Source organism: Nocardioides cavernae (assembly GCF_013410035.1).
Lineage (GTDB): Bacteria > Actinomycetota > Actinomycetes > Propionibacteriales > Nocardioidaceae > Nocardioides > Nocardioides cavernae_A.
In genome coordinates this window covers 120,948-145,647 of record NZ_JACCBW010000004.1, presented here as the reverse complement: position 1 = coordinate 145,647, position 24,700 = coordinate 120,948, and the positions used below count along the sequence as shown (strand labels likewise).

Annotated in this window: 24 protein-coding genes; 16 read left to right on the top strand and 8 right to left on the bottom strand. The window is 72.0% G+C overall.

The genetic code is table 11. The annotated features are described in order from the left end of the window. Positions 1–36: 36 nt before the first annotated feature. A complete protein-coding gene (locus tag F4692_RS17300; protein ID WP_179620969.1) occupies positions 37–1,344 on the bottom strand; it encodes an alpha/beta hydrolase in 1,308 nt (435 codons plus the stop codon). A gap of 134 nt (positions 1,345–1,478) precedes the next feature. Here F4692_RS17300 and F4692_RS17295 point away from each other — a divergent pair, with 134 nt between their 5' ends. After that, entirely contained in the window at positions 1,479–2,486 is a 1,008-nt protein-coding gene (locus F4692_RS17295) for a MerR family transcriptional regulator (RefSeq protein WP_179620968.1), read from the top strand. A 294-nt stretch (positions 2,487–2,780) separates the two neighbouring features. Here the strand turns inward: F4692_RS17295 and F4692_RS17290 are convergent, their stop codons facing one another. The 3 genes from F4692_RS17290 to F4692_RS17280 are packed head-to-tail and all read right to left on the bottom strand — an operon-like array spanning position 2,781 to position 5,008. Next, complete coding sequence (locus F4692_RS17290; protein ID WP_179620967.1) at positions 2,781–3,569, bottom strand: DNA/RNA non-specific endonuclease; 789 nt, start codon at positions 3,567–3,569, stop codon at positions 2,781–2,783. Further along, entirely contained in the window at positions 3,566–4,306 is a 741-nt protein-coding gene (locus tag F4692_RS17285; RefSeq protein WP_179620966.1) for a dienelactone hydrolase family protein, read from the bottom strand. Before F4692_RS17285 ends, F4692_RS17290 begins: the two co-directional genes overlap by 4 nt. Positions 4,307–4,363: 57 nt before the next feature. Continuing rightward, entirely contained in the window at positions 4,364–5,008 is a 645-nt protein-coding gene (locus tag F4692_RS17280) for a sulfotransferase family 2 domain-containing protein (RefSeq protein ID WP_179620965.1), read from the bottom strand. A 70-nt stretch (positions 5,009–5,078) separates the two neighbouring features. Here F4692_RS17280 and F4692_RS17275 point away from each other — a divergent pair, with 70 nt between their 5' ends. Next, the gene (locus tag F4692_RS17275) at positions 5,079–5,729 is read left to right on the top strand and encodes a sulfotransferase family protein (RefSeq protein WP_179620964.1); all 651 of its coding nucleotides are present in this window, start codon (positions 5,079–5,081) and stop codon (positions 5,727–5,729) included. A gap of 1 nt (position 5,730) precedes the next feature. Here the strand turns inward: F4692_RS17275 and F4692_RS17270 are convergent, their stop codons facing one another. Continuing rightward, positions 5,731–6,372, bottom strand: coding sequence for a sulfotransferase family 2 domain-containing protein (locus F4692_RS17270; protein ID WP_179620963.1), 642 nt, complete (start codon positions 6,370–6,372; stop codon positions 5,731–5,733). Positions 6,373–6,444: 72 nt separating this feature from the next. Between F4692_RS17270 and F4692_RS17265 the strand changes: the two genes are divergently transcribed. Next, complete coding sequence (locus F4692_RS17265; RefSeq protein ID WP_179620962.1) at positions 6,445–7,005, top strand: cytochrome b/b6 domain-containing protein; 561 nt, start codon at positions 6,445–6,447, stop codon at positions 7,003–7,005. An 11-nt stretch (positions 7,006–7,016) separates the two neighbouring features. Here F4692_RS17265 and trxA read toward each other — a convergent pair whose 3' ends face one another. From trxA to F4692_RS17250, 3 genes are read right to left on the bottom strand one after another with little or no spacing between them, the layout of a single operon-like run. Continuing rightward, entirely contained in the window at positions 7,017–7,697 is a 681-nt protein-coding gene (gene trxA, locus F4692_RS21640; protein ID WP_179620961.1) for a thioredoxin, read from the bottom strand. A gap of 37 nt (positions 7,698–7,734) precedes the next feature. Further along, positions 7,735–8,439 carry an MBL fold metallo-hydrolase gene (locus F4692_RS17255; RefSeq protein ID WP_257030004.1) on the bottom strand — a complete coding sequence of 235 codons (705 nt, stop codon included), beginning with the start codon at positions 8,437–8,439 and terminating at the stop codon, positions 7,735–7,737. Further along, a complete protein-coding gene (locus tag F4692_RS17250; RefSeq protein WP_179620960.1) occupies positions 8,433–9,137 on the bottom strand; it encodes a maleylpyruvate isomerase family mycothiol-dependent enzyme in 705 nt (234 codons plus the stop codon). The genes F4692_RS17255 and F4692_RS17250 overlap by 7 nt, the downstream gene beginning before the upstream one ends. Positions 9,138–9,298: 161 nt before the next feature. Between F4692_RS17250 and uvrA the strand changes: the two genes are divergently transcribed. The 13 genes from uvrA (at position 9,299) to F4692_RS17185 (ending at position 24,700) form a co-directional block, all read left to right on the top strand. Continuing rightward, entirely contained in the window at positions 9,299–12,322 is a 3,024-nt protein-coding gene (gene uvrA, locus F4692_RS17245) for an excinuclease ABC subunit UvrA (protein WP_179620959.1), read from the top strand. 62 nt (positions 12,323–12,384) lie between these two features. Next, positions 12,385–12,858, top strand: a complete 474-nt coding sequence (locus tag F4692_RS17240) for a Rieske (2Fe-2S) protein (protein ID WP_179620958.1) — start codon at positions 12,385–12,387, stop codon at positions 12,856–12,858. Between the two features lie 184 nt (positions 12,859–13,042). Beyond that, positions 13,043–15,202: a hypothetical protein gene (locus F4692_RS17235; protein WP_179620957.1), complete on the top strand. Its 2,160-nt coding sequence runs from the start codon at positions 13,043–13,045 to the stop codon at positions 15,200–15,202. Between the two features lie 78 nt (positions 15,203–15,280). Next, complete coding sequence (gene uvrC / locus F4692_RS17230) at positions 15,281–17,329, top strand: excinuclease ABC subunit UvrC (protein WP_179620956.1); 2,049 nt, start codon at positions 15,281–15,283, stop codon at positions 17,327–17,329. Next, positions 17,329–18,207: an RNase adapter RapZ gene (gene rapZ, locus F4692_RS17225; RefSeq protein WP_179620955.1), complete on the top strand. Its 879-nt coding sequence runs from the start codon at positions 17,329–17,331 to the stop codon at positions 18,205–18,207. Before uvrC ends, rapZ begins: the two co-directional genes overlap by 1 nt. Before the next feature lies 1 nt (position 18,208). After that, complete coding sequence (locus tag F4692_RS17220; protein WP_179620954.1) at positions 18,209–19,195, top strand: gluconeogenesis factor YvcK family protein; 987 nt, start codon at positions 18,209–18,211, stop codon at positions 19,193–19,195. Positions 19,196–19,241: 46 nt separating this feature from the next. Further along, a complete protein-coding gene (whiA, locus tag F4692_RS17215; RefSeq protein ID WP_179620953.1) occupies positions 19,242–20,228 on the top strand; it encodes a DNA-binding protein WhiA in 987 nt (328 codons plus the stop codon). Between the two features lie 275 nt (positions 20,229–20,503). Next, positions 20,504–21,499: a type I glyceraldehyde-3-phosphate dehydrogenase gene (gene gap, locus F4692_RS17210; RefSeq protein WP_179620952.1), complete on the top strand. Its 996-nt coding sequence runs from the start codon at positions 20,504–20,506 to the stop codon at positions 21,497–21,499. A gap of 3 nt (positions 21,500–21,502) precedes the next feature. After that, entirely contained in the window at positions 21,503–22,705 is a 1,203-nt protein-coding gene (locus F4692_RS17205) for a phosphoglycerate kinase (RefSeq protein ID WP_179620951.1), read from the top strand. Between the two features lie 27 nt (positions 22,706–22,732). After that, positions 22,733–23,503, top strand: coding sequence for a triose-phosphate isomerase (gene tpiA / locus F4692_RS17200; protein WP_218858745.1), 771 nt, complete (start codon positions 22,733–22,735; stop codon positions 23,501–23,503). Between the two features lie 43 nt (positions 23,504–23,546). Beyond that, positions 23,547–23,786 carry a preprotein translocase subunit SecG gene (gene secG, locus F4692_RS17195; protein WP_179620949.1) on the top strand — a complete coding sequence of 80 codons (240 nt, stop codon included), beginning with the start codon at positions 23,547–23,549 and terminating at the stop codon, positions 23,784–23,786. Positions 23,787–23,819: 33 nt separating this feature from the next. Next, positions 23,820–24,179 (top strand): RNA polymerase-binding protein RbpA, encoded by a 360-nt coding sequence (locus F4692_RS17190; protein WP_179620948.1) that lies wholly within the window; start codon positions 23,820–23,822, stop codon positions 24,177–24,179. Next, complete coding sequence (locus tag F4692_RS17185) at positions 24,176–24,700, top strand: putative immunity protein (RefSeq protein ID WP_179621141.1); 525 nt, start codon at positions 24,176–24,178, stop codon at positions 24,698–24,700. The genes F4692_RS17190 and F4692_RS17185 overlap by 4 nt, the downstream gene beginning before the upstream one ends.

The window sequence follows — 24,700 nt, the reverse complement described above, 5'->3', positions numbered from 1 at the left end:
GACGACATGATGGCGCACCTCGGGTCGGGGCGGGAGTCAGGCGGAGTTCCGGTCGTCGCGCTCGTCCCGCTCCGAGATCTCCTCGGGGTCGACCCCGCTGTCGGCCTCGAGCCCGTGGCGCCAGGTGTTCCAGTGCCACGTGAGGTAGCGGTCGACCGCCCGGATGGCATGGGCGCTGCGGATGGAGTGGAAGACGTCGAAGGCGTGCTGGGCGCCGGGGAGCTCGGCGTAGACCACCGACCGCCCCGACGTGCGCCGCAGCTCGGCGGTGAACAGCCGGGCCTGGTCGACCGACACGAGGGTGTCGAGCTCGCCGTGGATCACGAAGAAGTCGGGGGCGTCCGGTGTGATGCGCAGGATCGGTGACGCGGCCTCGTAGAGGTCGGGGGAGTCGGTCCAGGTCGTCTGCATGACGCGGGGGCCCAGGAAGCCGTCACGCATCCCGATGGCGTTGGCGAGACCGGTGGAGCCGGCGAAGTCGTAGACCCCGTAGAACGGAACTGCGGCGCGGACGCTGGTGTCGGCTTCCTCGAACCCCGGCTGGAAGGCCCGGTCGCCGGGGGTCAGGGCCGCGAGCGCGGCGAGGTGCCCGCCCGCGGAGCCGCCGGTGATGGTGAGGTAGTCGGGGTCGCCGCCGTAGTCGGCGATGTTGTCCTTGACCCAGGCGATGGCGCGCTTCACGTCGACGATGTGGGCCGGCCACGGGTCGCGGGGTGCGAGGCGGTAGTTGATGGCCACGCACACCCAGCCCTTGGCGGCCATCTGGTTCATGAGCGGGCGGCCCTGGTGCTCCTTCGCGCCGAGGGTCCACGCGCCGCCGTGGACCTGCAGCAGCACCGGCGTGTCCTTGATGGCGTCCTCCCCGGCCGGGAGGTAGATGTCGAGGTGGCCGCGACGGCCGGCCTCGGTGTAGGGCAGGTTGCTGATCACCTTCACGCCGTCGTCGGCGAAGCTGAACGGCCGGGCCAGCCGCCGCCACGGCGTGGCCAGGTCGGCCGGGGAGGGCACCTCGTCGAGCTGCTCGACGTAGTCCACGCCGAGCCCCTCGACGAGTGCGTCCTCGAATCCGTCCCTGGCCTGTCGGCTCTGCCGGATCATGCGCGCCATGCCGAGCGCGCTCGCGCCGGCGAGGGCGATCGCCGCCGTGCCCCGGACCCCGGCACGGCGGCGGCGGGTGAGGTGCGTGGCGGCGTCGAGCGCTGTCAGCGCCAGCATCTGGGGCGCCATCTCGCCGAACACCCAGCCCGCCGCGAACGCGGGCACACCCGCCCGCTGGCCCCGCGGCGGCCTGAGCGCGTTCGCGGTGAGGGCGGCGATGACGGTCTGGCGACTGAGGAAGCTCACGCGTCCAACTTACTCGTCAGTACGAGAGCCTGGTCCGACGGTCCGCGAATCCCGCGTGGTGCGCCTTGACCTTGTCCCAGGGGCAGGCCGGAGGGTCGTCGCACCGGTGACCGACACCGGGGAGGATGGGGACGATGACGGACCTGCTGACGATCGGCGACTTCGCCCGCGAGTCGGGCCTGACGCCCAAGGCGCTGCGCCTGTACGACGACCTGGGGCTGCTGCGGCCCGCGGAGGTGGACCCGTCCACGGGCTACCGCCGCTACGCACCGGAGCAGCTCGAGCGGGCGCGCCTGGTGGCGACGCTGCGGCTGGTCGGCATGCCGCTGGCCAGGATCGACGCGGTCGTCAGCGCGCCGCCGAGCATGGCCGCGCGGCTGGTCCGGGCGTACTGGCTCCAGGTCGAGCACGACACGGCCAGCCGCCGCGAGATCGTCTCCGCCCTCGTCGACCAGATCGAGAGCGAGGCACCACCCATGACCACCACCACCGACACGCTGCAGGCCGCGATCGGCACCAGCCACCGCCTTGGCGGGCGTACGCACCAGCAGGACGCGCTCCTCGCGGCGCCCAGGCTGGTCGCCGTCGCCGACGGCTTCGGCGAGCGGTCCGACCTGTCCACGGCGGCGCTCGAGGCGTTCGCAGCCAGGGGCCTCGACGCCGCCGTTGCGACCGTGACGGCCGACGTCGAGCAGACGCTCCCCGACGCGCCGACCTCGGGGACCACCCTGACCGCCGTGTCGATCGACGGCGCGACCGCCTCCCTCACCCACGTAGGCGACGGCCGGGCCTGGCTGGTGCGCGGCGGCGAGGTGCGGCGGCTCACCCACGACCACACCGTGGCGGCCGCACTGGTCGAGTCCGGCCAGCTCACGCCCGAGGAGTACCGCTCGCACCCGCACCGCAGCCTGCTCAACCGCGCCCTGGTCCCCGGCGTCGTCGCCGACACGGCGACGGTGGACCTCCGCGCCGGTGACCGGCTCGTCCTCACGACGGACGGGGTTCACGCCGTCGTCGATGACCTGGCCCCCCTGCTGGCGTCGCCCGCTCCCGCCCAGCGGGTCGCCGACGACGTCGCCGCCGCCGTCGAGGCGGCGGGGGAGCCGGACAACCACACTGTCGTCGTGGTCGACCTGTCCTGAGGTGCCGCGGAGGGCCGCTTCGACGAGCGGTCGAGGCCGACACGCGGAGCAGGCTGGGCGACACGCCGTGCTCATGCTGCCCGCACCTCCCGGATCGGCCCCCCGGCACCCATCGCGGACTGATCAGTCCGCGAGTCATCGAAGACCCGGGCCGCCCGGAGGCCGGGACGCGCGGTCAAGCAGCCAGTCCTCGTGCACGTCGACCGGCGCCTGGATGAGCAGCACGTGGTCGTGCTGGTCGTGCAGAAGCAGCAGCTTGCCCTTCCTCCCGGGCCACGCCGCGGGGTGCAGAAGCTACCAGCCCACCTCGTCGACGTCGGTGACGAGCGTTGGTCCCGCCACGCTGCGCGCCCCGGGCTCCCCGGTCCCGAGGGCGCGCAGGCTCGGGAAGCGCAGCCGGGTGCGTTCCTCGAGCAGGTCGAGCGGCACGAGGTAGGTGTCGAACGCGTCGAGGAAGTCGAGGCCGACGACGCCGTCGAGGTCCTGGGACAGCAGGAAGCACCGGAACCGGGGCTCCCCGTCGAGGCGGTAGGCGACGACCTTCCAGTGCTCGCGCGGCACCTGGACGACCTCGCGGTAGACGGGGTCGTCGTCGGCAAGCACGGGGCCGGCGAGGAGCGACAGGCGCCGGTCGGTGAGGCCCTCCTGGGCGAGGACCGCGTTCTCGAGGAGGCCCCACACGCCGCCGCGCCCGGACTGGTTGAAGTCCTGGTGCTGCGGCGTGATGTTGGTGAAGAAGAACGAGTCGGAGTTCGCCTGCCTCGCCTCGGCGAGGGTGCCCCACAGCAGGTCCGAGCGCCGCGCGAGGTGACCGCGGTCGAGCTCGTTGTCGGCGTACGCCTCGTCGAGGGTCTGCTGGGAGCGCGGGATCCGGGGGTCGGCGCGGAAGTCCTGGCCCGACCTGCTGATGTCGTCGCCGGAGAACAGCGTGAGGCCGTCGATGTTCCACGCCACCCAGGACGCCAGCCGGCGGGTGCGGTGCATCTGGAGCGTGAAGTGCGTGTAGTCGAGCACGTCACTGCCCTCGGGGGACTCCGGTGGCGCGAGCGGGACGTCGAGGAAGTCGGGGTCGTACGCGGTCACGACAGGCGCTCCGCGAAGAAGTCGAGCACCGCGTCCACCGCGACCTGCGAGCGCTGCTCGGTGACGGTCGAGTGACCCCGGCCGTCGAGCTCGACCCGGATGAAGGCGTCGCCGACGAGTGAGGTGAGGGTGTCGAGGCGGGTGCCCACGAGCGGGTCCGAGGCGTAGCGGATGCCGAGCACCTTGCACCCGTCGGCGGCGCGACGGCGTACGGCCTCCGCGTCGGCGGGGGACAGGTTGAGGTCCGCGGCCCGCCCCGGCAGGCCGATGAACGGTGTGCTCGGCTGGCACACGACCGGCGCGACCGTTGTGTCGTCGACCATCATCGCCAGCGCGAACCCGCCCGTGAAGCACATGCCGAGCGCCCCGACGCCGGGCCCGCCGACGTCGGCGTGGAGCTCACGAGCCAGCGAGCGGAGCCAGCCCGCCACGGGCGTGGTCACGCCGCGCGCGAGCTTCGTAAACTCACGGCTCACGCAGATCCGCGGGAAGACCCGCGCCACGTCCAGGTTGCTGAACTCCCGGCCGGCGGGGCCGAACAGGTGCGGGAGCAGGACGGTGTGCCCGGCCTCGACGAGTTCCTCGGCGAAGCGGACCACGCCTGCGGTGAGACCGGGCATCTCGTGGACCACGACGATCCCGGGTCCCGTCCCTCGTCGCCAGACGGGGTGCGTCGTCGCCCTGCCCGCGACGTCGGCCGTGTGCTCGGTGCGGGTCCAGCCGTCGAGTACGTCCACGGACGGCAATCTCGCAGTCTTCGCGCGGATGCGGAAGGGCCCGGACGACCGGACGGCTCAGAACGTGTAGCCGAAGGCGTCGAGGTCTGCTGCGTAGACCTCGGCGACCTTCGCCCGCGTGGCGTCGGTGTAGTAGTCGCGGTAGCTGCCGTGCGGCGACCTGTTGCGGTGCGGGACGTGCACGGGGTCACCGCCGAGGCGCCGCTCGACGGTCGCGAGGTCGTCGGCGAAGCTCTCCGTCCGTCCGACGAAGTCGACCTCGCGGCCGGGCGCGCGGACGTACTCCACCTGCGGTCGTCCGACGCGGGGCAGCTCGTCGGGGCCGCGCAGCACGAACTCCTCGAAGCCGGAGTACGCCGCCGCCGCGCGCCACATGTCGTTGCCGCGCATCCGGGTGGCCCCCTCGCCCTGCGGCCGACCACTCGCGGGACCCCATGCGCGGTTCCAGTCGTCGATCATCGACCACCAGGACACCATCCGCGCCCACGGGTTCCGCACGAACGCGAAGGACCAGTAGTCGGCCACCTGCGGCTCCGCGCGCAGGATCCGGGCGTACGGCGCGTGCCGGCCGAGCGCCGGGTGGACGCCGGGCGCCTTGCTCCGGGCGTCGGGGCAGCAGCGCTCGAACGCCACGCCGACCGAGACCCCGCCCGTCTTGGGCACGTGCACGAACAGCGCGCGCCTGGCGTCGGAGATGAGCACGGCGCGAGGCTAGCCCACGCACCGGTGACAGGTGCCACCGCGCGGGACCGGGTGGGGGATGATCGGGCGCGTGATGACGTTCCTCGGGCTCGGGCCGGGCCGCGACTTCGTGCTGCTCGCCCTGCCGAAGACGGCCAGCACCACCCTGGAGCGCGCGCTGTCGCCGTACGCCACCGAGGTCGTGTCGTCACCGCCGGGTCGCAAGCACCTCCCGGCCCGCGGCTTCGTGCACACCAAGGCCCACGAGCTGGCCGAGCAGGGGCACCCGCGCGAGTCGTACGAGCTGGTGTCGATGTTCCGCGAGCCGATCGCCTGGCTCGAGTCGTGGTGGCGCTACCGCGCCCGCGACGACAGCCGGCAGTCGACCGCGGACATGACCTTCGAGGAGTTCGCCCTCCACTACCTCGCCGGCGACGACGACGCCCCGGTGCCGAAGGGGCGGCCCGCGAGGTTCCTCCACGCCCAGGGCGCCGTCGCGGTCGACCGGGTGTTCAGCGTCGAGCACCCCGACGTCTGGTCGGCGTGGTTCGGTGCACGGGTCGGCGCGACGCTGGACGTCGAGCGGCGCAACGCCTCCACGGCCGGGAGGGGCGAGCTGGGGTTCGCGACCCGCGAGGCGCTGGTCGCGCACTTCGCTCCCGAGTACGACGTGTGGCGTCGGCTCGAGGCGACCGGGGAGTGGTCGGGCGCGCGCGGGACGCGTCTCCCGGGCCTGTCCTGAGTCAGTAGGTGTAGCCGAAGAGGTCGATGTCCTCGGCGTAGACCTCCGCGACCCGCTGACGCGTCTCGTCGGTGTAGTAGTCGTGGTAGGTGCCGTGCTTCGACCTGTTCTTGTGCGCTGGCGTCGTCGGCTCGAGGCCGAGCTGCACCTGCACCTGCTGGAGGTCCGCGACGAAGCTCTCCGTGCGGCCGATGAAGTCGACCTCGCGCCCGTGCTTCGGCGCCCTGAGGTACCTGATCTGCGGGACGCCGACCCGCGGGAGCTCCTCGGTGCCGCGCATCACGAACTCGGCGAAGTCGGCGTACGCGGCCGCGGCGCGCCACATGTCGTTGCCGTCGCGCATCGACCCGTGCTTCACGTCCTGCGGCTTGCCGCTGCGGGGGCCGTGGCGCCGGTCCCACGCGGAGATCATGGAGTACCACGACACCATCCGCGCCCACGGGTTGCGGACGAACCCGAAGGTCCAGTAGTCGATGACCTGCGGCTCGTGCTTGATGATCTTGCCGAGCGTCGCGTGCCGGCCGATCGGGACCCGGGCCTTGCGCGCGTCGGGGCACGCCTCCTTGACGGTCTCCTCGACCGACACGCCACCCGTCTTGGGGACGTGGACGAAGAGGACCTTCCGCGAGTCGCTGATCAGCACGCGCCGAGGCTATCCCACGCTCAGGGACGTGCCGGACGGCGTGCCGGGTCCGTCGCTCGCTAGCATCCCGGGATGCCGACGACCGACGAGCCGCGCGGCTACCGCGCGTCGCAGAAGCTGGTGCACTGGCTCACCGTCACCGCCGTGGCCGCCCAGTTCGCGGTCGGCTACAACCTCGACCTCGACGACTGCGACCCGCCGGGGGAGGACCTCAGCGGCGGCGACACGTCCGACGCCTTCGAGGACCGGCTCGACCGGCTGGAGGACGCGTGCGAGGCGCGCGCCGACACCTACGACCTGCTCGGCGGAGGTCTCGACCTCGCCGAGGTGCACCTCTTCCTCGGCCTGCTGGTCCTCGGCCTCGGTGTGCTGCGACCCGTCGTGCGCCGGGTGGCCGGCCTGCCACCGTGGTCGGAGCACCTCGGCGCGGCCCGGCGGACGCAGGTGCACTGGACCGAGCGCGCGCTGATCGTCCTGCTGGTGCTGGTGCCGCTGTCCGGGATCGCGCTGGTCGCGACCGGCGACGACGCGTGGCTGCCGCTGCACGTCGGCGCGCACGTCGCGTTCTTCGTCGCGCTGGCCTCGCACCTGTCGACCAACCTGCGACCGGCGATCCTGCGCCGGATGCTCTGAGGCCGGGGAGGTCAGGCCTCCAGCGGCCACCCGCGCTTGGCCCACCCGCCGGTGCCGCCGGCCACGTTGATCGCCGTCACGCCCTGCGCCCGCAGGTGGTCCACGACCTGGCGGCTGCGGCCGCCCGACTGGCAGATGACGAAGACGGGTCGGTCCGTCGGCAGCTCGCCGCTGCGGGCCGGGACGTCGTTCATCGGGATGTGCACGGCGCCCGGCACCCGCCCGCCGGCCACCTCGTCGGCCTCGCGGACGTCGACGACGTAGGCGCCCTGGCTGTGCGCGGCGGCGAACTCGTCGAGGCCCACCTCGTCCTGGGGCGCGTTGGCCGCGGCCTCCTGCGCGGCTGCGACCTCCTGGCGCACGGCGTCCATGTCGAGCTCGCGGGCCTGGTCGATGACGCCGGCGAGGGCCTGCGGCGGCAGGGCGCCCGCCTGGTTGAAGAGCAGCACGCCGTCACGGAACAGCATCAGCGTGGGGATCGACGTGATGGCGGCCATCTGCGCCAGCTGCTGCTCGGCCTCGGTGTCGACCTTGCCGAAGACGATGTCGGGGTTGTCCTCCGACGCCTTCTCGTAGACCGGGGCGAACTGGCGGCACGGGCCGCACCACGCAGCCCAGAAGTCGACCAGGACGATGCCCTCGCCGCTCACGGTCTGCTCGAAGTCGGCCAGGGTCAGCTCACGCGTGCTCATGCTCCCAGCCTGCCACGCGGACGCGAGCCACCCACGCTCACCACCCGCGCTCTCGCCACTCCCCGAGGTGCGGCCGCTCGTCTCCCAGCACGCCGTCGTCGCCGTGCCCGGGGTAGAACCACGTCTCGTCCGGGAGCCGGCCGAACAGCTTGGTCTCGACCTCGTCGAGCAGCTGGACGAACTTCTCGGCGTCGCCGAACGTCGCGCCGACGCCGCCGGGGAACAGGCAGTCGCCGGTGAAGAGGTGCGGCGAGGGTGCGACCCGCCCGTCGTCGAGCAGCAGGCAGACCGACCCGGGCGTGTGCCCGGCCACCGGGACGACCGTCAGCTCGCACGTGCCGACGGACACGGTGTCGCCCTCGCCCACACGACGGTCCACCGTGACCCCGGTCTGCTCCTCGATCGCGTCGGCGTCGGGAGCGCCGGCCACGACGGTGGCGGCCGGGTGCGCCGCCTTCACGGCCGCCAGCGCGCGGTGGTGGTCCCAGTGCTGGTGCGTGGTGACGATGGCGGCCAGCCTCCGCTCGCCAATCAGCTCCAGCAACCGGGCGGGCTCCGCCGCGGCGTCCACCAGGACGACGTCGTCGGTCTCGGTGCAGTGGAGCAGGTAGCAGTTGTTGGACATCTCGGGGTCGACCGCGATCTTGGTCAGGGTCAGGCACCCGAGCGTGCGGACGTCGGGGTCACCGCCGGGGGACACCTCACCGGTGTAGGAGTCGCCGCTCACCATGTCGCTCACCATGCCTCCATCCGCGGGAGGACCCCGCTGTCCGACGCGAGCCCCTCGCCCGCGCCGCGTCCCGTCAGCCACCAGCCCAGCGCGCCGGCCGTGCCGCTGACGACGGGGCCTCCGTCCCCGTCCCCGTAGCGCCACGTGCCGTCGAGGTCCGTCGGGCGTACCTCGAAGGGCTGCTCGGTGTCGAACTTCGTCAGCGAGTCCAGCAGGACCCGGCAGAAGCGGGGCGACCAGTCGGCGGCCGTGTAGCCGGCGTCGAGGTCGGCGTGGTGGATCTCGACCTCGCGCAGGCGCATCAGCGGGACGTTGGCCAGCCGGATGCCGGGCGCGCCCGGGGTCCGCTCGAAGCGTCCCTTCCAGTCGCCCTCGTGCATCGCGCCGAGCGCCTCGGTGAACGTGCCGGTGGCTGCGAGGAACCGCTCGCGCAGGTCGGCCGTGGAGGCGCCGGCGAGCGCGGCGATGTCCGCGTCCCGCGCCTCCTGCGAGGCGTACATCGGCTGCGGGCTCCCCACGTGGGCTCCGTGCAGCACCCCGGCCAGCGCCTCCGCGTTGAGGGTGACGTGGGCCACCACGTGCGCGCGGGTCCAGCCGGGCAGTTGCGACGGCTCCGCATACTGGGAGTCGGAGAGGCCGTCCACGGTGCGCACCAGCGCCTGGTCGGCCATGGCGATGAGCTCGGGCAGCTCGCCCTGGTCGTCTGTCACGTGGTCATCGTGCCACCTCCGCGTGTCCACCCCCGTGGGTGACGGATGAGCCCGTTGTCGGTGGGGGGTCCTAGGGTGGAGCGGTGCGTCCGCTTGACCGTGACGCGCGTCCGAGACGAACATGTGTTCGACTCCACCGATCTACCTCGACGAGGACCACTGTGGCCGACCAGCTCATCATCCGGGGCGCCCGCGAGCACAACCTGAAGGACGTCTCCCTCGACCTCCCGCGCGACTCGCTCATCGTCTTCACGGGCCTGTCCGGGTCGGGCAAGTCCAGCCTCGCCTTCGACACGATCTTCGCCGAGGGCCAGCGTCGCTACGTCGAGTCGCTGTCGGCCTACGCACGCCAGTTCCTCGGGCAGATGGACAAGCCCGACGTCGACTTCATCGAGGGCCTCAGCCCCGCGGTCAGCATCGACCAGAAGTCGACGTCGAAGAACCCGCGCTCCACGGTCGGCACGATCACCGAGGTCTACGACTACCTCCGCCTGCTGTACGCCCGCGCCGGCCGCGCGCACTGCCCGACGTGCGGTGCGCCGATCGAGCGTCAGACGCCGCAGCAGATCGTCGACCGGGTCCTCGCCCTCGAGGAAGGCCGGCGCTTCCAGGTCCTGGCACCCGTCATCCGGGGCCGCAAGGGCGAGTACGTCGAGCTCTTCCGCCAGCTGCAGCAGCAGGGCTTCAGCCGGGCCCGCGTCGACGGCCAGACCCACACGCTCGACGACCCGCCGACGCTCGACAAGAAGCTCAAGCACACCATCGAGGTCGTCGTCGACCGCCTCGCGGTCAAGGAGTCGTCCAAGCGCCGCCTCACCGACTCGGTGGAGACCGCGCTCGGCCTCGCGGGCGGGCTGGTGGTCTTCGACTTCGTCGACCTCGACGCCAAGGACCCGGGCCGGGAGATGAAGTTCTCCGAGAAGATGGCCTGCCCCAACGACCACACCATCGACACCGACGACCTCGAGCCGCGCTCGTTCTCGTTCAACTCGCCCTTCGGCGCGTGCCCGGTCTGCTCCGGCCTCGGCACCAAGATGGAGGTCGACCCCGAGCTGGTCGTGCCCGACCCCGGCGCCACCCTCGGCGAGGGAGCCATCGCACCGTGGAGCGGCGCGCACGTCGCCGACTACTTCCTCCGCCTCGTCAACGCGCTCGGCGAGGAGCTCGGCTTCGACCTCAACACGCCGTGGGACCAGCTCACCCCCAAGGCGCGCACGTCCCTGCTCGAGGGGCACAAGACCAAGGTCCACGTCGTCACGAAGAACCGCTACGGCCGCCAGCGCGCCTACTACGCGGCGTTCGAGGGCGTACGCCCCTATGTCGAGCGCCGCCACCGCGAGGCCGAGTCCGACACGAGCCGCGAGCGGTTCGAGGGCTTCATGCGCGAGGTGCCCTGCCCGACCTGCCACGGCACGCGTCTCAAGCCGGTCTCCGTGTCGGTGACCCTCGGCGCCCGCGACGAGGGCGGCAAGAACATCGCGGAGGTCTGCGCGCTCCCGATCAACGAGGCCGCCCACTACCTGCGCACCGTCGACCTGTCGGTGCGCGAGCGCCAGATCGGCGAGCGGGTGCTCAAGGAGATCCAGGAGCGGCTCCAGTTCCTGCTCGACGTGGGTCTCGACTACCTCTCGCTCGACCGGCCCAGCGGCTCGCTCTCGGGCGGCGAGGCCCAGCGCATCCGCCTCGCGACGCAGATCGGCGCCGGCCTGGTGGGCGTGCTCTACGTCCTCGACGAGCCGTCGATCGGTCTGCACCAGCGCGACAACCAGCGCCTCATCGAGACGCTGGTCCGGCTCAAGGACCTCGGCAACACCCTGATCGTCGTCGAGCACGACGAGGACACGGTGCGCGTCGCCGACTGGGTCGTCGACATCGGTCCGGGCGCGGGCGAGCACGGCGGCCAGGTCGTCCACTCCGGCACCGTCGAGGACCTGCTGACCCACCCCGACTCGATGACGGGCCAGTACCTCTCCGGTCGCCGCGAGATCCCGGTCCCCGCGGTCCGCCGCCCGCGCACGGTGGGTCGCGAGCTCGTCGTCCACGGGGCGCGCGAGCACAACCTGCAGGACGTCGACGTGAGCTTCCCGCTCGGTGTCTTCTGCGCCGTCACCGGCGTGTCGGGCTCCGGCAAGTCGACGCTCGTCAACGACATCCTCTACACCTCGCTCGCCAAGCAGATCTACAACGCCCGTGCGGTCCCGGGGCGCCACACCAAGATCACGGGCCTCGAGCACGTCGACAAGGTCATCCACGTCGACCAGTCGCCCATCGGCCGCACGCCGCGCTCCAACCCGGCGACCTACACCGGCGTCTTCGACCACATCCGCAAGCTGTTCGCGTCCACGCCCGAGGCCAAGATGCGGGGCTACCTGCAGGGTCGGTTCTCGTTCAACGTCAAGGGCGGGCGCTGCGAGGCATGCTCCGGTGACGGCACGATCAAGATCGAGATGAACTTCCTCCCGGACGTCTACGTCCCGTGCGAGGTGTGCCACGGCGCCCGCTACAACCGCGAGACGCTCGAGGTGCACTACAAGGGCAAGACCATCGCCGAGGTCCTCGACATGCCGATCGAGGAGGCCGCCGACTTCTTCGCCGCGGTCCCGGCGATCGCGCGCCACATGACGACCCTCGAGGAGGTCGGCCTCGGCTACGTCCGCCTCGGGCAGCCGGCGACCACCCTCTCCGGCGGCGAGGCGCAGCGCGTCAAGCTCGCCAGCGAGCTGCAGAAGCGCTCGACGGGCCGCACCGTCTACGTGCTCGACGAGCCCACCACCGGGCTGCACTTCGAGGACATCCGCAAGCTCCTGGGCGTGTTGTCGAGCCTGGTCGACAAGGGCAACACGGTGCTGGTGATCGAGCACAACCTCGACGTCATCAAGACCGCCGACTGGCTCGTCGACATGGGGCCCGAGGGTGGCTCGCGCGGCGGCACCGTCGTCGCCGAGGGCACCCCGGAGGAGGTCGCCGAGGTGGGGGCCAGCCACACCGGCACCTTCCTGCGCCCGATCCTGGAGGGCCGGGGCGCCCAGCAGCCGGGCAAGCCGCGGCGCCCGAAGGCCGTGGCGGCCAAGTCCGCTCCGACGTCCCGCGCGACGACGAAGAAGGCGCCTGCGAAGAAGGCGCCTGCGAAGAAGGCCACCGCCACGAAGGCGCCGGCGAAGCGGGCGGCGAAGAAGTCCGGCTGAGCGTCACCGGATCGACACTGTCGTCTCAGCCTGCTCACAGGTCTGCTGGCTAGGGTCCCGCCATGACCGCCATCAACAGACGTCGCGCCCTGTCCGGTACTGCCGCCATCGCCGTCGGTGTCCCCGTCCTCGCCGCGTGCGGCTCGGACGACTCGACCCCGGACACCCCGGCCTCGTCGGCCACGGACGAGTCGAGCCCCAGCCCGTCGGAGGCCGCGCCCAGCTCCGACGGCACCTCGACCCCCGGCGCCGACGCGCTCGCGAGCGCGTCCGACGTGCCGGTCGGCGGCTGCTTCGTCGTCGCGGCCTCCAAGGTCGTCGTCACCCAGCCGACGGAGGGTGACTTCAAGGCGTTCACCGCGGTCTGCACCCACCAGGGCTGCCTGGTGGAGTCCAGCAGCGAGGGCGACATCCCGTGCCCGTGCCACCTGAGCAAGTTCTCGCTCGAGGACGGCTCGCCCCTCTCGGGGCCGGCCAGCTCGCCGCTCGAGGCGGTCGAGATCACGGTCGACGGGGACTCGATCTCGCTCGCCTGATCCCGACGGTGCACGTCCGGCGGCGTACGCCGGTCGGCTGGTCGCGCGCGGATCCCGTGCCGATGTTTCCCGGTGGCCCCGATGGGCCATGATGCTTCCGACGCGCCCGACCTACGGGCGCGTGACGGGGCAAGCACGGGGGAGCACACGCATGTCTGTACGAACACGTCTCACGGTCGCGACCGTGGCGGTCACCGCGACCGCACTGATGGCGCCCAGCGCCGGGGTGGCGGCACCGACCGCGCCTCGTGCCGGTGGCGCCGACGTCGTCGAGGTCCGCGGCACGGTCCGCGTCCTCGCCGGTGAGGGCGGCCAGCCCGACACCTACTCCGTCGAGACCCGCGACGGTCGCGTGATCCGTCTCGCGGACGGCTTCGAGGCCGACCCGGGCTCGGCCTTCAGCGGGGACCTGGTCGTCCCGGGCGGGACGGCCGGCGGCGGCCTGACCACCAGTGCGCGTCGCAGCGCCGCCCTCGACCGCGCCGAGCGCCGGCCCGACGGGGTGACCGCCCGCGACGTGCGCGTCGTGTCGCCGCGGCCCGCCGCCGGTCCCGCCGCCCACGCCACCTACCTGGTGAAGCTCACCAACCTCGGCGCCTTCAGCGTCCCGGACGCCGACCTCGTCGCGCAGGTCAACGCAGCCCAGCAGTACTGGGTGCGCGAGTCCGCAGGCGTCATCCCGGCCTGGTCCACCGTCACCGGCATGGCCGTGGCCGACTCCGCGGCCGCGTCGGTCGCCGGTGGCTGCGGCCTCGGCGCCGGCGGCGCGCAGTTCGACGCGATCTACCGCGACGTCGCCGCGCGGGTCTACCCGGGCGTGGACTTCACCGGCGACAGCCCCAACCACCTCGTGATCGTCGTGCCGTCGGCCTGCTTCTTCGACGAGGCCGTCGGCCGCGCGCGCCGCGGCGTCTCCCTCAACAGCGGCGGCCCCGTCATCGTCCTCGAGCGGGGCAACGGGGGCATGCAGAGCACCCTCGAGCACGAGTACGGCCACAACGTCGGGCTCCAGCACTCCACCAACGCCCGCGCCGAGTACGGCGGCCTCTACGAGCTCATGGGCTCCGACCCCGCCGGCCACACCAGCCCCGTCCTCGGGACCGTGTTCCGGTGGGAGCAGGGCGTCGTCGCCGCCGGTGAGTACGCCGACGCCAGCAACGGCCTCGGCGCGACGGCGATCGGCTCCCGGACGGCGGCGACGGGCCTGCGCAGCGTCGTCTTCATCGACCCGGACACCGGCAAGCGGACCTTTGTCGACTACCGCGACGGCGCCGGCGCCGACGCCGGGGCGTTCTACGCCAAGGGCCTCGGCGCGGTCGCGTCCTACGGCCAGTCCTACGCGAAGGGCCTCGTGCTCGAGCGCGAGAACGAGGAACGCGGGTCGTTCCTGCTCGACGTGCAGGGCGGCGACGGGGCGCTCCAGGCCGGCGAGAGCTGGTCCAACGCCAGCGGCAGCATCGTCGTGGCCGCCACCGGGGCCAACACGGTCCAGGTCACGCGGACCCAGAAGCCGCCGCTGCCGGCCGGCAGCGCGTCGGTCGCAGGCACCGCCGAGCCGTTGCGCACCGTCTCGGCGGGCGGCGCGGTCGCGGGTGCGACCGCGTACCGCTACCAGTGGCTGTTCAACGGGCAGCCGGTCCCGCAGGCCGACGACCCGACCTTCGCCCCCACGGTCGCCATGGCCGGCGGCCAGCTCAGCGTCCAGGTGACCGGCTACGCCGTGGGCCGCAACCCGAGCCCGACGGCGACGTCGGCGCCCGTCACCGTGCAGCCCGCTTCCTGGTACCGCCGCGAGGGCACGACGGGCGTCGTCAGCATCAGTGGCTCCCCGCGCGTGGGCCGTACGCTCACCGCGTCGGGGCTCGACTGGGTGAACTACCTGGGCACCAAGCCCGGCGACTACTCGACCACCTACGTCTGGTCGCGCAACGGCAAGACGATCAAGGGCGCGAGCGCCTCGACCTACCGCCTGACCGCCAAGGACCTCGGCAAGCGGATCCAGGTCCGTGAGTACCCGCGCGCGGCCGGTTACGCGACCAGCAGCTACGTACGCTCGTCGACCACCAGGAAGGTGCGCATCGGCACGCTCGTGACCAAGCGGCCGAAGATCACCGGCAAGGCCAAGGTCGGCAAGCGGCTCGTCGCCCGGGCGAAGGGCTGGACGAACGCCACGAGGTTCTCCTACCAGTGGTTCGTCGGCAAGAAGGCGATCCGTGGCGCGACGTCCAAGAAGCTGGCCGTGACCCGCGGGCTGAAGGGCAAGAAGGTGTCGGTGAAGGTGACCGGCAAGAAGAAGGGCTTCAAGAAGGCTTCGTCGAAGTCGAGGCCCAAGAAGATCAAGTGACGCACGACGCAGCGCGCTGAACCGATGCGGGCGGCCCACCGACACCACGGTGTCGGGGGCCGCCCGTAGGGTTGTCGGGTGGCCACGCCGAGCTCCTATCGACCCGCTCCCGGGTCGATCCCCACCAAGCCGGGCGTCTACCGCTTCCGCGACGCCAAGGGCCGCGTGATCTACGTCGGCAAGGCCAAGAGCCTGCGTCCGCGGCTGTCGTCCTACTTCCAGGACATCGCCAACCTGCACCCCCGCACGGCCACGATGGTCACCACCGGCGCCAGCGTCGAGTGGACCGTCGTCGACACCGAGGTCGAGGCGCTCCAGCTCGAGTACAGCTGGATCAAGGAGTTCGATCCGCGCTTCAACGTCAAGTACCGCGACGACAAGTCCTACCCGTGGCTCGCGGTGACTGTCGGCGACGAGTTCCCGCGGGTGATGGTCGGCCGCGGCGCCAAGCGCAAGGGCACCCGCTACTTCGGCCCCTACAGCCATGCGTGGGCGATCCGCGAGACCGTCGACATCCTGCTCCGCGTCTTCCCGATGCGCTCGTGCTCCAACGGCGTCTTCAAGCGGTCCAGCCAGATCGGCCGGCCCTGCCTGCTGGGCTACATCGACAAGTGCTCCGCGCCGTGCGTCGGCAACGTCAGCGAGGAGGAGCACCGCCGGATCGTCGACGACTTCTGCGACTTCATGGGCGGCCAGACCAAGCCGTTCATGGCGCGCATCCGCAAGGAGATGTACGCCGCCAGCGAGGCGCTCGACTTCGAGAAGGCCGCCCGGCTGCGCGACGACCTCGGAGCGATGGAGCGGGCACTGGAGAAGCAGGCCGTCGTCCTCGGGGACGGCGCCGACGCCGACGTGATCGCCCTGGCGGAGGACCCGCTCGAGGTGGCCGTCCAGATCTTCTACGTCCGCGGCGGCCGGATCCGTGGGCAGCGCGGCTGGGTCGCCGACCGCACCGACGAGGGCGGTACGCCCGAGCTGGTGCAGGACTTCCTCCTGCAGCTCTACGGCGGCGTCAGTGCTGACGAGGGGGGAGAGAGCATCCCGCGCGAGGTGCTGGTCCCGGCGCTGCCGCCCGACCACGACGTGCTCGAGGAGCTGCTCACCGAGCGGCGCGGCAGCAAGGTCGCGATCCGGGTGCCCCAGCGCGGGGACAAGAAGGACCTGCAGGAGACGGTCGCGACCAACGCCGCCCAGGCCCTCGCGCTCCACAAGACCAAGCGCGCCAGCGACCTCACGACCCGCAACCGGGCGCTCGAGGAGATCCAGCAGGCGCTCACGCTCGACGAGGTGCCGCTGCGCATCGAGTGCTACGACGTCTCCAACCTCCAGGGCACCGAGGTCGTCGCGTCGATGGTCGTCTTCGAGGACGGGCTGTCCCGCAAGTCCGAGTACCGCCGCTTCGTGATCCGCGGCGTCGACGGCCAGAACGACGTCGCGTCGATGCACGAGGTCATCACCCGCCGGTTCAAGCGGCTGCTCGACGAGCAGGCCCGGAGTGTCGAGGTCCACGATGCTCCTCGGGGGACCTCGGGGCGTGCCTCGGCCTCGCACGCCCAGCCGGACGACGCCCAGCGGCCCCTCCTCGTCGACCCGGAGACGGGCCGCCCGCGGAAGTTCGCGTACGCCCCCTCGCTCGTCGTCGTCGACGGCGGGCCGCCGCAGGTCGCGGCCGCCCAGCAGGCGCTCGCCGAGCTCGGCGTCACCGACGTCCCCGTCTGCGGCCTGGCCAAGCGGCTCGAGGAGGTGTGGCTGCCGGGGGAGGAGGACCCGGTGATCATGGCCCGCACCAGCGAGGGGCTCTACCTCCTCCAGCGCATCCGCGACGAGGCGCACCGCTTCGCGATCACCCACCACCGCAACCGTCGCTCCAAGTCGATGGTGGAGAGCACGCTCGACGACGTGCCCGGCCTCGGCGAGGTGCGCCGCAAGACGCTCCTCAAGCACTTCGGCTCCCTCAAGAAGCTCCGCGAGGCCGAGGTCGACCAGATCGCCCTCGTACCGGGCATCGGGCCGCGCACGGCGACGGCGATCAAGGAGGCGGTCGCGAAGGCCGACGCGACCCGCAAGACTGCCGCCACGGCACCGGCGGTCAACACCGCCACCGGCGAGATCATGGAGGACGAGTGATGTCCCTGACGGACGACGCGACGCCCGGCGAGCTGGTGATCGTCACCGGCATGACCGGTGCGGGCCGCAGCACCGCCGCCAAGGAGCTGGAGGACCTCGGCTACTTCGTGGTCGACAACCTCCCGCCGACCCTCGTGCGCGACGTGGTGCGCCTCGTCGACGACAGCCGGGGGATCCACCAGCCGATCGCGGTGGTCGTCGACGTCCGGTCCGGGTCGTTCTTCGACTCCCTGCAGGCCAACCGCCACCAGCAGGTCACCGGGCGGCCGACGACGCTGCTGTTCCTCGAGGCCACCGACGACGTGCTGGTCCGTCGGCAGGAGGCGGCCCGGCGCCCGCACCCGCTCCAGGGCGGCGGCCGCCTGCTCCACGGGCTCCGGCGCGAGCGCGACGTGATGGCCGACATCCGGGGTGACGCCGACGTGCTGCTCGACACGTCGAACTTCAACGTCCACCAGCTCCAGGACCGGATCGCGGAGCTCTTCGGGACGGCTGCGTCGACCCGGCTCAAGGTCACCGTGATCAGCTTCGGCTTCAAGTACGGCATCCCCGTCGACGCCGACTGGGTGGCCGACATGCGGTTCCTCCCCAACCCGCACTGGGTCCCCGAGCTGCGCCCCCAGAACGGTCGCGACCCGGAGGTCTCGGCCTTCGTCCTCTCCCAACCCGGCGCGGCGCAGTTCCTCGAGCAGTACCTCCCGGTCCTGTCGACGGTCGCCGAGGGCTACCTGCGCGAGGGCAAGCGCTTCATGCAGGTCGCCGTCGGGTGCACCGGCGGCAAGCACCGCAGCGTGGCGACGACCGAGGAGATCGCGGCGCGCCTGCGCAGCGCCGGCTACGACGTCAGCACCGCCCACCGCGACCTCGGCAGGGAGTGAGGTGGCGCGCGACACCGCGCAGGCCGCGGTCGCCCTCGGGGGCGGGCACGGTCTGCACGCCACGCTCTCGGCGCTGCGCCGCCTGCACGACGACCTCACCATCGACGACCTGACGGCGATCGTCACGGTGGCCGACAACGGCGGCTCGTCCGGCAGGCTGCGCGGCGAGTTCGGCGTACTGCCCCCCGGCGACCTCCGGATGGCGCTCGCCGCCCTGTGCGGCGACGACGAGTGGGGCCGCACCTGGGCCGACGTCATCCAGCACCGCTTCGCGGGCCAGGGCGAGATGAACGGTCACGTCGTCGGCAACCTCCTGATCGTCGGCCTCTGGGAGCTGATGGGCGACCACGTACGCGCGCTCGACTGGGTCGGTCGGCTGCTCGGCGCGCACGGGCGGGTGCTGCCGATGGCCACCACCCCGATGGACATCACCGCGCGGGTGCGCGGCACCGACCCGGCGGCGCCCGACGCGGTGACCGTGGTCAGCGGGCAGGTCGAGGTCGCCACCACCGCGGGCCAGATCGAGTCCGTGGCCCTCGTCCCCGCGGACCCGCAGGCGTGCGCCGAGGCCGTCGACGCGATCCTCGCCGCCGAGTGGGTGGTCCTCGGGCCGGGCTCCTGGTTCAGCTCGGTCATCCCGCACCTCATGGTGCCCGGCCTGCGCCAGGCGCTCGCCGACACGCAGGGACGACTGGTCGTCGTGCTCAACCTGGAGGCGCAGGCGGGGGAGACCACGGGGTTCGGGCCCGTCGACCACCTCGAGGCGCTCTTCGAGCACGCGCCCGACCTCACCGTCCACTCCGTCCTCGTCGACTCCACCGCCCTGGCCATCGCCGGCGACCACGCCGACGGCCGTGCCGCGCTCGACCGTGCCGTGACCGACCGCGGTGCGCGGCTCGTCGTGGCCGACATCGCCGTCCCGGGGGAGCCGCGGCACGACCCCGACCGGCTGGCCGACGCCTTCCGAGGCATCGTCGACGGGGTGTGAGCGGACCCGTCCGAGGGTCGTTGACCTGCATGGCAGGATTCGCCACATGGCTATGACGGCACAGGTGAAGGCGGAGCTCGCCAACACCCAGATCACCAAGACCTGCTGCCGCAAGGCCGAGGTCGCGTCGATGCTCCGCTTCGCCGGGGGCCTGCACATCGTGAGCGGGCGCATCGTCGTCGAGGCCGAGCTCGACACCGGCGCCGCCGCGCGCCGGCTCCGCAAGGACATCTCCGAGGTCTACGGACACCCCTCCGACGTCGTCATGGTGCAGGGCAACGGGATCCGCAAGGGCAGCCGCTACATCGTCCGGGTGACCAAGGACGGCGAGGCCCTGGCCCGCCAGACCGGGTTGCTGGACCAGCGCGGCCGACCCGTACGCGGCCTGCCGCCCGCCGTCGTGAGCGGGGGCGGGTGCGACGCGGTCGCCGCCTGGCGCGGCGCGTTCCTCGCGCACGGCTCGCTCACCGAGCCCGGCCGGTCGTCCTCCCTCGAGATCACCTGCCCCGGCCCCGAGGCCGCCCTCGCCATCGTCGGCGTGGCCCGCCGCCTCGGCATCTCCGCCAAGGCGCGCGAGGTGCGCGGCGTCGACCGCGTCGTGATCCGCGACGGCGACGCCATCGGGGCGCTGCTCACGCGACTGGGCGCCCACGAGTCCCTCATGGCGTGGGAGGAGCGACGGATGCGCCGCGAGGTGCGCGCCACGGCCAACCGGCTGGCCAACTTCGACGACGCCAACCTGCGCCGCTCCGCCCGCGCGGCCGTCGCCGCCGGGGCCCGGGTCGAGCGCGCGCTCGAGATCCTCGCCGAGGAGATCCCCGACCACCTGCGCCAGGCCGGCCACCTGAGGCTCGAGCACAAGCAGGCCTCGCTCGAGGAGCTCGGCCAGCTGCACGAGCCGGTCCTCACCAAGGACGCCATCGCCGGCCGGATCCGCCGCCTGCTCGCCATGGCCGACAAGCGCGCCGAGGAGCTCGGCATCCCCGACACCGAGGCGTCGCTCACCCCGGAGATGCTCGCCGAGGACGCCTGAGGGTCGGTCGGGCGGTCCCCGGACATCCGGTGACCGCCCTGCTTCGAGGTGGAGATCTCCACCTCGAAGCACGGATCTCGGGCGCAGAGCTCATCTGCCGTCCAACCACGGGATGTGACCGGCGTCCCACCGATTGGAACGATCCAAGTTACCTGTCCGTACCGCGGGAGACTGCGGGTTCGAGGCTTCCCGGCAACCGATAGGGTCGGAACCGGTCACCAAAGGCCAGATCGTCCACGGGGTCACCGAAGGCCCCTTCGAAGGAGACAAACACCATGACTGTTCGCGTAGGCATCAACGGCTTCGGCCGCATCGGGCGCAACTTCTTCCGCGCCGTCCGCGCCTCGGGCGCCGACATCGAGATCGTCGGGGTCAACGACCTCACCGACAACGCCTCGCTCGCCCACCTGCTCAAGTACGACTCGATCCTCGGCCGCCTCGACGCCGACGTCTCGAGCGACGACACCTCGATCGTGGTCGGCGACCAGAAGATCGCCGTGTCCGCCGAGCGCGACCCGAGCGCGCTCAGCTGGGGCGACCTCGGCGTCGACGTCGTCGTCGAGTCCACCGGCTTCTTCACCGACGCGACCAAGGCCAAGGCCCACGTCGACGCCGGCGCCAAGAAGGTCATCATCTCGGCGCCCGCCTCCAACGAGGACATCACCATCGTGATGGGCGTCAACCACGAGCTCTACGACCCGGCCGCGCACACCGTCATCTCCAACGCGTCCTGCACGACCAACTGCCTCGCGCCGATGGCCAAGGCCCTCAACGACGGCCTCGGCATCAACAAGGGCCTGATGACGACGATCCACGCCTACACCGCGGACCAGAACCTCCAGGACAACATCCACAAGGACCCGCGTCGCGCCCGCGCCGCGGCCCTCAACATGGTCCCGACCTCGACCGGCGCCGCGAAGGCCATCGGCCTGGTCCTCCCCGAGCTCAAGGGCAAGCTCGACGGCTACGCCATGCGCGTCCCGGTGCCCACCGGCTCGGCCACCGACCTCACTTTCGAGGCGTCGCGCGAGACCAGCGTGGACGAGGTCAACGAGATCGTGAAGGCGGCCGCCGACGGTCGCTTCCTCAAGTACTCCACCGACCCGATCGTCTCCACCGACATCGTCACCGACCCGGCGTCCTGCATCTTCGACGCTCCGCTGACCAAGGTCATTGGCAACCAGGTCAAGGTGCTCGGCTGGTACGACAACGAGTGGGGCTACTCCAACCGCCTCGCCGACCTGATCACCCACGTCGGATCCTCGCTCTGACCCATGTCCGACATCTCCTCGCTGGGTGACCTGACCGGCAAGCGCGTCCTGGTCCGCTCGGACCTCAACGTGCCCCTCGACGGTACCGACATCACCGACGACGGCCGGATCCGCGCGAGCGTGCCGACCATCCAGCAGCTGTCCGACGCGGGCGCCCGGGTGGTCGTCACCGCCCACCTGGGCCGCCCGGACGGCTCGCCCGACCCGAAGTACTCGCTCGAGCCGGTGGTGAGCCGGCTCTCCGAGCTGCTCGGGCGCCCGGTGGCGTTCGCCACCGACACCGTCGGTGCGAGTGCGACGGAGACCGTGGCCGGTCTCCAGGACGGCGACGTCGCCGTCCTGGAGAACGTCCGCTTCAACGACGGCGAGACCAGCAAGGACGACGCCGTGCGCGGTGCGTTCGCCGACCAGCTCGCGCAGCTGGCGGACGCCTTCGTCTCCGACGGCTTCGGCGTCGTCCACCGCAAGCAGGCGAGCGTGTACGACGTCGCGCTGCGGCTCCCGTCCGCGATGGGCGGCCTGGTCGCGGCCGAGGTCGACGTGCTGCGCCGGCTCACCGAGCAGCCCGAGCGTCCCTACGTCGTCGTCCTCGGCGGGTCCAAGGTCTCCGACAAGCTCGGCGTGATCGACAACCTGATCGACAAGGCCGACAAGCTGCTCATCGGCGGCGGGATGGTGTTCACCTTCCTCAAGGCCCAGGGCCACGAGGTCGGCAAGAGCCTGCTCGAGGCCGACCAGCTCGACACCTGCACCCGCTACCTCACCGAGGCGGCGGACCGGGGTGTCGAGATCGTGCTGCCCAGCGACGTCGTCGTGGACACCGCGTTCCCGTCGGGTGATCGCCAGCCCGAGCCCCGCGTGGTCGCGGCGTCCGAGATCCCCGCCGACGCGCTCGGTCTCGACATCGGGCCCGAGTCGGCAGCCGCCTTCGCAGCCGCGCTCGCCGACGCCAGGACGGTGTTCTGGAACGGCCCGATGGGCGTGTTCGAGGTCGACGCCTTCGCCGCCGGCACCCGCGCGGTCGCCGAGGCGTTGACGAAGGTCGACGGCCTGTCCGTCGTCGGCGGCGGCGACTCGGCCGCAGCCGTACGACAGCTGGGCTTCGACGAGGCCGCCTTCGGCCACATCTCCACCGGCGGTGGCGCGTCGCTGGAGTTCCTGGAGGGCAAGGAGCTCCCGGGCATCGCCGTACTCGAGAGGGACTGACCCGTGGCTGAGAAGCGCACACCCCTGATGGCCGGCAACTGGAAGGCCAACCTCAACCACCAGGAAGCGGTGGTGCTGGTCCAGAAGCTCGCCTGGACGCTGTCCGACAAGCGCCACGACTTCGGCAAGGTCGAGGTCGTCGTGGTGCCGCCGTTCACCGACATCCGCTCGGTCCAGACGCTCGTCGACGGCGACCGCCTCGCGATCCGCTACGGCGCGCAGGACATCTCCGTGCACGACGGCGGTGCCTACACCGGTGAGATCACCGCGGGCATGCTGTCCAAGCTGGGCTGCTCCTACGTCGTGGTCGGCCACAGCGAGCGCCGGATGTACCACAACGAGTCCGACGAGCTGGTCAACGCCAAGGCCCACAAGGCCCTGCAGGCCGGCATGACGCCCATCGTGTGCGTCGGCGAGGGTCTCGACGTGCGCCAGGCCGGCGAGCACGTCCCGTTCACGCTCACGCAGGTCGAGGGCTCGCTCGACGGCTTCACCGCCGAGCAGGTCGCCGGTCTCGTCGTCGCCTACGAGCCCGTGTGGGCCATCGGCACCGGCGAGGTGGCGACCCCGGACGACGCGCAGGAGGTCTGCGCCGCCATCCGCGAGCGCGTGCGCGCGGTGCACGGCGACGCGGCCGCCGACGGTCTCCGGATCCTCTACGGCGGGTCGGTCAAGGCCGCCAACGTCGCCGGGATCATGGAGAAGGCGGACGTGGACGGCTGCCTCGTCGGCGGTGCGAGCCTGCAGGTCGACGAGTTCGGCGGGATCTGCCGTTTCTACGACATGCCCGTGCTGTGAGGCCCCCACGGGTTCCCACCCGACGTGACGTAGGCTTCCGACCGTGATTCAGCTCTTCACCGTCCTGCTCGTCATCACGAGCGCGATCATGATCCTGCTGGTGCTCCTCCACAAGGGCCGCGGTGGCGGCCTGTCCGACATGTTCGGTGGCGGCGTCTCCAGCAGCTTGGGGGGGTCGTCGGTCGCCGAGCGCAACCTCGACCGGTTCACGATCGGCGTCGGCGTCATCTGGTTTGCCTGCATTGTCGCCCTGGGCCTGCTGATGGCCTACCAGGGCAACTGATCCCCCTCTGAAGGTTCATGCGAAGGAGTCCTCGTGGCTGGTGGTGGAAACGCGATCCGCGGTAGTCGGGTCGGAGCCGGTCCCATGGGTGAGGCGGAGCGCGGCGAAGCCGCTCCCCGGCAGACCGTCACCTACTTCTGCAGTCACGACCACCGCTCGGTGGTGACGTTCGCGATCGAGGCCTCCGTGCCGGACTCGTGGGACTGCCCCAAGTGCGGCCTCCCGGCCAGCCTGGACAGCGAGAACCCGCCGCCGGCGCCGAAGATCGAGCCCTACAAGACGCACCTCGCCTACGTGAAGGAGCGTCGCAGCGAGACCGAGGCGGCCGACATCCTCGACGAGGCCGTGGCGCTGCTGCGCAGCCGTCGCAAGGCCGGCGAGATCATCTTCTGAGCGCGGGGTCGGGCGACTTCGACCTCACGACGGACGAGCTCCGTGCCGTCGCGGCGTTCGTCGTCGGCAGTGCCGAAGCGGTGCTGCCGGTCTTCGAGCGTGCGCACCCCGACGACGTACGCCCTCGCGCCGCGCTCGACGCGGCACGGGTCTTCGTCGCCGGTGCGGCCCGGTCGCGCCTGCAGCGCGTGACCTCGCTCGACGCCCATCGGGCAGCGCGCGAGGCGACGGACGAGGCCGCCCGACTCGCGGCCCGGGCCTGCGGCGACGCGGCGTCGGCGGCGTACCTCCACCCGATCGCGCGGGCGACGCAGGTCGGCCACGTCCTGCGCGCCACGGCGTCGGAGGCGCGGATCGCCGAGCTGCTGGCGGGGGAGGCTGCCGCCGCCGAGGTCCTCGCGTCAGCGAGCTCGCGCGCGGGCGCGGTCGTCCGCGACGTGCTCAGCCGCTACCCCGCCGCACCGGCCGGGCGCAGCCGGGTCGCCCGGCTGATGTCCGAGCTCGACGCCTCCCTGCGCTGA